The organism is Pseudomonas sp. YY-1, assembly GCF_002843095.1.
GTDB classification, from domain to species: domain Bacteria; phylum Pseudomonadota; class Gammaproteobacteria; order Pseudomonadales; family Pseudomonadaceae; genus Aquipseudomonas; species Aquipseudomonas sediminis_A.
The window spans coordinates 1-9538 of record NZ_PJLX01000028.1 but is presented as its reverse complement, the minus strand read 5'-3'; the positions used below and the strand labels follow the sequence as shown (position 1 = coordinate 9538).

6 protein-coding genes and 1 tRNA gene are annotated in these 9538 nt (G+C 62.6%); 4 read left to right on the top strand and 3 right to left on the bottom strand.

All coding sequences use genetic code 11. The features are described 5' to 3' along the window. Positions 1 to 327: 327 nt before the first annotated feature. Entirely contained in the window at positions 328 to 1524 is a 1197-nt protein-coding gene (locus tag CXP40_RS23420; RefSeq protein WP_106735671.1) for an amino acid aminotransferase, read from the bottom strand. A gap of 245 nt (positions 1525 to 1769) precedes the next feature. On the opposite strand from CXP40_RS23420, the gene uvrB reads away from it, so the two are divergent. Next, positions 1770 to 3785, top strand: coding sequence for an excinuclease ABC subunit UvrB (gene uvrB / locus CXP40_RS23415; RefSeq protein WP_106735670.1), 2016 nt, complete (start codon positions 1770 to 1772; stop codon positions 3783 to 3785). A 112-nt stretch (positions 3786 to 3897) separates the two neighbouring features. Here the strand turns inward: uvrB and CXP40_RS23410 are convergent, their stop codons facing one another. Continuing rightward, complete coding sequence (locus CXP40_RS23410) at positions 3898 to 5391, bottom strand: MDR family MFS transporter (RefSeq protein WP_177429711.1); 1494 nt, start codon at positions 5389 to 5391, stop codon at positions 3898 to 3900. A gap of 49 nt (positions 5392 to 5440) precedes the next feature. Beyond that, positions 5441 to 6490 (bottom strand): HlyD family secretion protein, encoded by a 1050-nt coding sequence (locus tag CXP40_RS23405; protein ID WP_106735668.1) that lies wholly within the window; start codon positions 6488 to 6490, stop codon positions 5441 to 5443. 107 nt (positions 6491 to 6597) lie between these two features. Here CXP40_RS23405 and CXP40_RS23400 point away from each other — a divergent pair, with 107 nt between their 5' ends. The 3 genes from CXP40_RS23400 to CXP40_RS23390 all read left to right on the top strand — a co-directional run bounded on the left by CXP40_RS23400 (position 6598) and on the right by CXP40_RS23390 (position 9448). After that, positions 6598 to 7518 carry a LysR family transcriptional regulator gene (locus CXP40_RS23400; RefSeq protein ID WP_099525406.1) on the top strand — a complete coding sequence of 307 codons (921 nt, stop codon included), beginning with the start codon at positions 6598 to 6600 and terminating at the stop codon, positions 7516 to 7518. A gap of 33 nt (positions 7519 to 7551) precedes the next feature. After that, complete coding sequence (gltX, locus tag CXP40_RS23395; RefSeq protein WP_106735667.1) at positions 7552 to 9033, top strand: glutamate--tRNA ligase; 1482 nt, start codon at positions 7552 to 7554, stop codon at positions 9031 to 9033. 339 nt (positions 9034 to 9372) lie between these two features. Next, positions 9373 to 9448 (top strand) — tRNA-Ala (locus CXP40_RS23390). Positions 9449 to 9538 lie beyond the last annotated feature (90 nt).

Below are 9538 nucleotides of genomic sequence, written 5' to 3'. Positions count from 1 at the left end.
ATTTGCTCTACCGACTGAGCTATCGCGGAACAACGGCGCGTATGTTACTGATTAAAAAAGAGAAGTCAACACTTTGCTCTGGCTGCGAGTGCACTTTGAGTTGGAGTGATCAGTATTGCTCTCGTGGGAGGGGCTTTAGCCGCGACAGCAGCGGCAGATCGCGGCTGAAGCCCCTCCCACAGGCCAGGCGGTGTCTGTGTCGGGGTGAAGCTTTGGCTGTTGCGGTGCTCTGTCGAACGATTCGCGGCGGGGCGCCGCTCCTACAGTCATTTGATGCATACAAAAACGCCGGCTTGAGGGCCGGCGTTTTTTGTATGCCGCGAGGGCTTACAGTACGGCGTGGATGGCGCGGGTGACGCTGTCCAGGTTGCCTTTGTTCAGCGCGGCGACGCAGATGCGGCCGGTGCCGACGGCGTAGATGCCGAACTCTTCCTTCAGGCGTTCCACTTGCTCTACGGTGAGGCCGGAGTAGGAGAACATGCCGCGCTGTTCGGCAACGAAACCGAAGTCGCGCTTGGCGCCCAGTGCGGCCAGCTGCTCGACCATGGCCAGGCGCATGCTGCGGATGCGGTCACGCATTTCGCCCAGCTCGGCTTCCCACATGGCGCGCAGTTCCGGGCTGTTGAGCACGCTGGCGACCACGGTGGCGCCGTGGGTCGGCGGGTTGGAGTAGTTGGTGCGGATCACGCGCTTGAGTTGCGACAGCACGCGGGTGGACTCTTCACGGCTGCTGGTGACCAGCGACAGGGCGCCGACGCGCTCGCCATAGAGCGAGAACGATTTGGAGAACGAGCTGGAGACGAAGAACTCCAGGCCTGACTCGGCGAACAGGCGCACGGCTTCGGCGTCCTGGTCGATGCCGTCACCGAAGCCTTGGTAGGCGATGTCGAGGAAGGGCACGTGCTCACGCTCGCGCAGCACTTCCAGTACGGCCTTCCAGTCTTCCAATTGCAGGTCGACGCCGGTCGGGTTGTGGCAGCAGGCGTGCAGCACGACGATGGAACGGGCCGGCAGGTTACGTAGGTCTTCGAGCATGCCGCCGCGGTTCACGCCGTTGCTGAACGGGTCGTAGTAGCGGTAGTTCTGTACCGGGAAACCGGCGGATTCGAACAGGGCGCGGTGGTTCTCCCAGCTCGGGTCGCTGATGGCGACGGTGGCGTCCGGCAGCAGGCGCTTGAGGAAGTCGGCACCGATCTTCAGTGCGCCGGTACCGCCCAGAGCTTGCGTGGTGATCACGCGGCCAGCTTCGATCAGCGCAGCGCCCTTGCCGAACAGCAGTTCCTGCACGGCCTTGTCATAGGCGGCGATGCCTTCGATCGGCAGGTAGCCACGCGGAGCGTGGGCCTCGATACGTGCCTTTTCGGCTTCTGCGACGGCGCGCAGCAGCGGAATTCGCCCCTCCTCGTTGTAGTAGACGCCCACGCCAAGGTTGACCTTGGTGGTGCGGGTGTCGGCGTTGAATGCTTCGTTGAGGCCCAGGATGGGATCGCGCGGAGCCATTTCGACGGCAGAGAAGAGACTCATGATGGGTGCGGCAACTCGAGTGAGGGGTGGGTGGCCAGGCGTCCCCGACAAAAGCGCTAGGGGGCGCGTAAACAGGGCGTTAGTATAACGACCCTGAATCCAGGGGGCGACAGCGCAAAGCCCTGAATTAAGGCCTTTTGCCAGGTAATTCGACTCTACCTGGAACTATTGCCAACTCGCCCCGCAATTAATGGCTTTTGACGCCGTCCGAAAGGATGCGTCACAGCCATTTGTCGAGGTACTGCATGTCCGAGTTTCAGTTGGTGACCCGCTTCAAACCTGCCGGCGATCAGCCCGAGGCGATCCGGCAGATGGTCGAGGGGCTGGAGGCCGGTCTGTCGCACCAGACCCTGCTGGGTGTAACCGGCTCGGGCAAGACTTTTTCCATCGCCAACGTGATTGCTCAGGTGCAGCGCCCGACCCTGGTCCTGGCGCCGAACAAGACCCTGGCCGCGCAGCTCTACGGCGAGTTTAAGGCGTTCTTCCCGAACAACGCGGTGGAGTATTTCGTCTCCTACTACGACTACTACCAGCCGGAAGCCTATGTGCCGTCGTCGGACACCTTCATCGAGAAGGATGCCTCGATCAACGACCATATCGAGCAGATGCGTTTGTCGGCGACCAAGGCGCTGATCGAGCGCAAGGACGTGATCGTGGTCTGCACCGTGTCCTCGATCTACGGCTTGGGCAGCCCCGAGGAGTACCTGAAAATGGTGCTGCACCTCGATCGCGGCGACAAGATGGACCAGCGTGCGCTGCTGCGCCGACTGGCCGAGCTGCAGTACACGCGTAACGACATGGACTTCGCCCGTGCGACTTTCCGCGTGCGCGGCGATGTGATCGACGTCTTTCCGGCGGAGTCGGATCTCGAAGCCATTCGCGTCGAGCTGTTCGATGACGAAGTGGAGAGCATCAGCGCTTTCGATCCGTTGACCGGTGAGGTGATTCAGAAGCTGCCGCGTTTCACCTTCTACCCCAAGAGCCACTACGTCACCCCGCGTGAAACCTTGCTGGAGGCGGTTGAGCACATCAAGGTCGAGCTGCAGCAGCGCCTGGAGTACCTGCGCGGGGCGAACAAGCTGGTGGAGGCGCAGCGCCTGGAGCAGCGTACGCGCTTCGATCTGGAGATGATTCTCGAGTTGGGCTACTGCAACGGCATCGAGAACTACTCACGCTACCTCTCGGGTCGCCCGGCTGGCGCGCCGCCGCCCACCCTTTATGACTACCTGCCTGATGAAGCGCTGCTGGTGATCGATGAGTCCCACGTCTCGGTGCCGCAGGTCGGCGCGATGTACAAGGGCGACCGCTCGCGCAAGGAAACCCTGGTGGAATACGGCTTCCGCCTACCCTCTGCACTGGATAACCGACCGATGCGTTTCGAGGAGTGGGAGGCGGCCAGCCCGCAGACCATCTTCGTTTCCGCCACGCCTGGGCCTTACGAGGGCGAGCATGCCGGGCGTGTGGTGGAGCAGTTGGTGCGACCGACAGGCCTGGTCGACCCGCAGATCGAGGTGCGCCCGGCGCGCACTCAGGTCGATGATCTGCTCTCGGAGATCCGTTTGCGCGTGGCGGCGGGCGATCGTGTGCTGGTCACCACGCTGACCAAGCGCATGGCGGAGGACTTGACCGATTACCTGGGTGATCACGACGTCAAGGTGCGTTACCTGCACTCGGACATCGATACCGTTGAGCGGGTGGAGATCATTCGTGATCTGCGTCTCGGCGCCTTCGACGTGCTGGTGGGTATCAACCTGCTGCGTGAGGGCTTGGACATGCCCGAGGTGTCGCTGGTAGCGATCCTCGATGCGGACAAGGAAGGCTTCCTGCGCAGCGAGCGCTCGCTGATCCAGACCATCGGCCGTGCGGCGCGCAACCTCAATGGCAGAGCGATTCTTTACGCCGATAACATGACCGGCTCGATGCAGCGTGCCATCGGCGAGACCGAGCGGCGTCGTGCCAAGCAGATCGCCTTCAACGAGGCCAATGGCATCGTGCCCAAGGGCGTGCAGAAGGACGTCAAGGACATCCTCGAAGGCGCCGTGGTGCCGGGGGCTCGAAGCAACAAGCGCAAGGGCATGGCCAAGGCGGCGGAGGAGAGCGCACGCTACGAGAACGAGCTGCGCTCGCCGAGCGAGATCACCAAGCGTATTCGACAGCTGGAGGAGAAGATGTACGCCCTGGCGCGCGATCTGGAGTTCGAGGCCGCCGCGCAGTTACGTGATGAGATTCAGAAGCTGAGGGATCGGTTGTTGCAGGTTTGATGTTGCCGCGTGGCGCGGGGTTGCCTCTGTAGGAGCCCCGCCCCGGGGCGAAGCTTTTGGTTTTACGGTGTTCTCTCGATTCGCCGCGGGGCGCGGCTCCCACACAGTAGGGTCAGTGAGCTGCGCCACCGCCCGCCATGTTCTGCGGCAGCTTTCGTGTCAGCAGGATCGCCAGCATGCTCACGCCCAGGGCGATGCCGATGAAGTGGAAGGCGTCGTTGTAGGCCATGATGATCGCTTGCTCATGCACGATCTGGCTGAGCTTGGCCAGCGCTGCCTGTTCGCTGCCCAATGTCTGCGTCAGCAGGTGCAGGCGTTCTTCGACCTGCGGGTTGGTCGGCACGATGGACTCGCGCAGGTAGTCGAAATAGACCTTGGCGCGGGCATCCAGCAGGGTGGCGAGCAGGGCGATGCCGATGGCTCCGCCAAGGTTGCGCAGGATGTTGAACAGGCTGGAGGCCGAGCCGGCATCCTGCGGCAGGATGTAGGCGGTGGCGATCAGCGAAACCGTGACCATTACCAGCGGCTGGCCAAGTGCGCGGACGATCTGGATGTGCTGGAACTGCTCGCCTGCGAAGTCCGGGTTGAGCACGCCGGAGAAGAAACTCGCCGCGCCGAACAGGGCGAAGCCCAGGGCGCACAGCCATTTCGGCGAGATGATCTTCATCAACTTGGGCACCAGCGGGATCAGAAACAGCTGCGGCACGCCCATCCACATGATCACTTCGCCGATCTGCAAGGCGTTGTAGCCCTGGATCTGCGCCAGATACAGCGGCAGTACATAGATCGATCCATATAGCCCGACACCGAGCCCCAGGCTGGAAATACTGGCCAGGCCGAAATTGCGTTCCCGCAAGACACCAAGGTTGATCAGCGGGTTGGGTCTGGACAGTTGGAGGATGACGAACAGCACCAGGCTGATCGCAGCGATGCTGCCCAGGCCCTGGATCAGGCTCGACTCCAGCCAGTCCTTGCGATGGCCTTCCTCGAGAAAGACCTGCAGGCAACCCAGGCCCAGGCCGAGGGTGACGATGCCAGCGTAGTCGGTGGTCTTCAGCAGCTCCCAGTGCGGCGCCTTCTTTTCCAGGCCGTAGAGCAGGCCGGCGATCATGATCAGGCCGGGCGGCACATTGATGTAGAAGATGTATTCCCAACCCCAATTCTCGGTCAGCCAGCCGCCCAGCGTCGGGCCGATGGAGGGGGCGAAGGTGGCGGTAATGGCGAACAGGGCCATGCCCTTGGCGCGGTGGTGCTCGGGGAGCTTGATCAGTGTCATGGTGAACGCCAGCGGGATCAGTGCGCCGCCAGTGAACCCCTGCAGGGCGCGGAACACGATCATGCTCTCCAGGCTCCAGGCCAGGGAGCACAGCAGCGAGGCGATCAGAAAGCCCACTGACACCCACACAGCCAGGCGCCGCGCCGAGAGCAGCTGCACCAGCCAGGCGGTGAGCGGGATCATGATGATCTCGGCTACCAGATAGGACGTGGAAATCCACGAGCCTTCCTCAAGCGTGGCGGACAGCGCGCCTTGGATGTCCTTGAGCGAGGAGTTGGTGATCTGGATATCCAGCACCGCCATGAAAGCGCCGAGCATGGTGCTCATCACCGCGATCCAGTCGCGGCGGCTGGGTTCCGCTGTGGGGCGGACCAGTGCATCACCCGCCATGGCTGTCGTCGCTGCGCAGATCCACGGTGACCTCTACCGACATGCCGGGGCGGATCAGCCCGCGCAACGGGTTGTCAGCAGCGAAGGTCAGCTTGACCGGAATGCGCTGCACCACCTTGGTGAAGTTGCCGGTGGCGTTGTCTGGTGGCAGCAGGCTGAACTGCGCGCCGGAGGCGGCGAACAGGCTGTCGATGCGGCCTTCGATGGGCGTGTCCGGGTAGCTGTCGAACAACAGTTCGGCTTTCTGCCCTGGGCGCATGCGGCCGATCTGGGTTTCCTTGAAGTTGGCCTGGATCCAGATGTCCTGATCCGGCACCAGCGACAGTAGATAGGTGCCGCTTTGCACCACCTGGCCCTCGCGCGCCGAGCGCTGGCCGACCATGCCGCTGATCGGCGCGTGAATCTGCGTGCGCGAGAGATTGAGGTCGGCTTGTTCCAGGTCGGCCTGCGCGGAAAGGATCAGCGCGTCCAGGCGTTTCAGCTCGGCTTCCAGGCTGGCTACCTGCTGGCGCTGCGCCTGCAAATCGGCCTGAGCTTTGGCCACTTGGGAGCGGGCCACGCGGTTGTCGGCAGCCAGGGTGGTGACGCGTTCTTCGGAGACATAACCCGGCTTGCGCAGGGTCTGGGCGCGGCCGAGATCGAGCTTGGAGCGATCAAGGGTCGCCTGGCTGGCTGATACGTCGGCCTGGCTGGCGGCAATCAGGCTGGCCTGCTGGTCGAGCTTGCTCTGCGCCTGGGTGCGTTCGGCCTGATGGGTTTCCAAGGCGGCAAGGGCGCGTTGACGGGCCAGGCGGAAATCGGCGTCTTCCAGCACTGCCAGAAGCTGGCCGGCTTCGACATGCTGGTTGTCACGCACCAGTACCTTTTCGATCCGTGCGTTCAGTTGGCTGGAGAGGCGAGTGATCTCACCCTGCACGTACGCATTGTCCGTGCTCTCGTGGTAGCGACCGACCAGCAGCCAGTGGGCGAGCAGGGCACCGGCGATCAACACCAGGAGGATCACGAAGACGAGGAGGCGACGTTGCAGTTTGGCAGGCATGCTTGAGGCTCAGGGTGCGTCATGGAAGTGTAAGTAAATTTAACAGCGTTCCCTTTTCGCTAGTAGACTCTCGGCTTGGCATGCTTTGTTGCGTATGAGGAACAATCATGGGGCTCGATGATGCTTTGATATTCACCCGGGTAGTGGAGTGCCACAGCTTCACGCAGGCGGCAACCAGCCTGGGAATGCAGAAGTCGACGGTGAGCCGTCGCATTGCGTTGCTCGAAGAGCGCCTGGGCGTGCGTCTGCTCAATCGCACCACGCGCAAGTTGCGCCTGACCGAGGTGGGCCAGGCTTACTACGAGCGTTGCCGGCAAATCATGCTCGACTTCGCCGAGGCCGAGCAGGCGGTGATGCAGCTTCAGAGGGAGCCGTCAGGGCTGTTGCGGATCACCTCACCTACCGAGTTCGGCCAGCTTTTTCTCGGGCGAGTGCTGGGCGAGTTCATGCGTCAGTACCCGCAGATCGACGCAGAGGTGGAGCTGACCTCACGCTCGGTCGATCCGCTGGAGGAGGGCGTGGATATCTCTATCCAGGTCGGCCAGCCGCAGGATTCCACGCTGATCGCGCGCAAGCTGTTCGAAAGCGGCCGCCGCCTATGCGCCAGTCCTGCTTACCTCGCAGCGCACGGTACGCCGCGCAGCGTTGCCGAGCTGGAGGGGCATCGGGCGATTCTCCTGCAGCACGATGCACCGCGCTACTGGCCGCTGCTGGGCGAGCATCTGCCGTGTCAGCGAGTGATGACCTGCAACAACATCACCTTCGCCCGTGAGGCAACGCTGGCAGGTGCAGGGATTTGCGGGCTGCCGGTGATGATCAGTGAGGAGGCGGTGCGCAGCGGGCGCCTTGTCGAGCTGCTGCCCGAGGCGCGTCTGCCGGTGGGGGAGGTCTACGCGATCTATCCGTCACGACGCTTCCAGGCGATGAAGGTCAAGACCTTCCTCGACTTCCTGATCGCCAGCTTGCCCATCACTCGTGGCGGGTTGCTGGAGCCAGGTGCCGCCGGCCTGCTAACATCGTCCGCTTGATTCAACCCTCGTGTCTTCCTTCCGAGAGCATTCATGACCACCGTCCGTACCCGTATCGCGCCATCGCCAACTGGCGACCCCCATGTCGGCACCGCCTATATCGCGCTGTTCAACCTGTGCTTCGCTCGTCAGCACGGTGGCCAGTTCATCCTGCGCATCGAGGACACCGACCAGGTTCGTTCCACGCGTGAGTCCGAACAGCAGATTTTCGACGCGCTGCGCTGGCTGGGTATCGAATGGGACGAGGGCCCGGATGTAGGCGGCCCGCACGGCCCGTATCGGCAGAGCGAGCGTGGCGAGATCTACAAGAAGTACTCCGATGAGTTGGTCGGCAAAGGCCATGCCTTCCCGTGCTTTTGCTCCGCCGAGCGCCTCGATGAAGTGCGCGCGCAGCAGATGGCCAACAAAGAAACCCCGCGTTACGACGGCCACTGCATGCACCTGGAACCGGCCGAGGCGCAGCGCCGCATCGCCGCGGGCGAATCGCACGTGGTGCGCATGAAGGTGCCGAGCGAGGGTGTCTGCACTGTGCCGGACATGCTTCGTGGCGATGTCGAGATCCCGTGGGATCGCATGGATATGCAGGTGCTGATGAAGGCCGATGGCCTGCCGACCTACTTCCTGGCCAACGTGGTCGACGATCATCTGATGGGCATCACCCACGTGCTGCGTGGCGAGGAATGGCTGCCGTCCGCGCCCAAGCTGATCAAGCTGTACGAATACTTCGGTTGGGAACAGCCGGCGCTGTGCTACATGCCGCTGCTGCGCAATCCGGACAAGAGCAAGCTGTCCAAGCGCAAGAACCCCACCAGCATCACCTTCTACGAGCGTATGGGTTACCTGCCGCAGGCCATGCTCAACTACCTGGGGCGCATGGGCTGGTCGATGCCGGACGAGCGCGAGAAGTTCTCCCTGGCCGAGATGATCGAGCACTTCGACATCAACCGCGTGTCGCTGGGCGGGCCGATCTTCGATCTGGAGAAGCTGTCCTGGCTCAACGGCCAGTGGCTGCGTGAACTGCCGGTGGAAACCTTCGCCGCCGAAGTGCAGAAGTGGGCCCTGAACCCCGAATACCTGATGAAGATCGCGCCGCACGTGCAGGGCCGGGTGGAGACCTTCAGCCAGATCGCGCCGCTGGCCGGCTTTTTCTTCTCTGGTGGTCTGAATCTGGATGTCAAGCTGTTCGAGCACAAGAAGCTGTCGCCTGATCAGGTGCGCCAGCTGATGCAGTTGATCCTGTGGAAGCTCGAGTCGCTGCGCCAGTGGGAAAAGGATCGCATCACCGGCTGCATTCAGGCGGTGGTCGAGCATCTGGAGCTGAAGCTGCGTGACGCCATGCCGCTGATGTTCGCGGCGATCACCGGTCAGGCCAGCTCGGTATCGGTGCTCGATGCCATGGAAATCCTCGGCCCGGACCTGACTCGCTTCCGTCTGCGCCAGGCGCTTGAGCTGCTCGGCGGCACCTCGAAGAAAGAGGCCAAGGAGTGGGAGAAACTGCTGGCGAGCATCGCCTGACGGTAGGCTCCTGGAGTCCTCACCCCAGGGCGAAGCTCTTGGTTTTACGGTGTTTGCTCGAACGATTCGCCGCGAGGCGCGGCTCCTACAGGGAGGCGGTGTGCTGCGGTCTTGTGTAGGAGCCCCGCCCCGGGGCGAAGCTTTTAGCTTTCAGTGTTCTTTCGATTTGCCGCAGGGCACGGCTCCTAGTGGGGCGATGCTGCGTTTCGCGAGTGTCAGCTCCGCCCCGCAGGAAATGGCCCTAAGTAATTGTTCTATTGGCAAAAACTTTGGGCTGGCCGGAAAAATGTTGTTGACAGCCAATCGGGGCGCTCTTAACATGCGCCCCGTCCTCGAGATGGGGCTATAGCTCAGCTGGGAGAGCGCTTGCATGGCATGCAAGAGGTCAACGGTTCGATCCCGTTTAGCTCCACCAATCTCGGCTCCTTCGGGAGTGCCAGAATCGATGCGAATCGGTTCGCGATTAGGGTCTTGCGTCCCCTTCGTCTAGTGGCCTAGGACACCG

What these genes read in the sequence shown, in the direction of transcription:
- CXP40_RS23420 (WP_106735671.1), bottom strand. Translation starts at nt 1,524, where the DNA reads ATGAGTCTCTTCTCTGCCGTCGAAATGGCTCCGCGCGATCCCATCCTG.
- gltX (WP_106735667.1), top strand. Translation starts at nt 7,552, where the DNA reads ATGACCACCGTCCGTACCCGTATCGCGCCATCGCCAACTGGCGACCCC.
- CXP40_RS23400 (WP_099525406.1), top strand. Translation starts at nt 6,598, where the DNA reads ATGGGGCTCGATGATGCTTTGATATTCACCCGGGTAGTGGAGTGCCAC.
- uvrB (WP_106735670.1), top strand. Translation starts at nt 1,770, where the DNA reads ATGTCCGAGTTTCAGTTGGTGACCCGCTTCAAACCTGCCGGCGATCAG.
- CXP40_RS23405 (WP_106735668.1), bottom strand. Translation starts at nt 6,490, where the DNA reads ATGCCTGCCAAACTGCAACGTCGCCTCCTCGTCTTCGTGATCCTCCTG.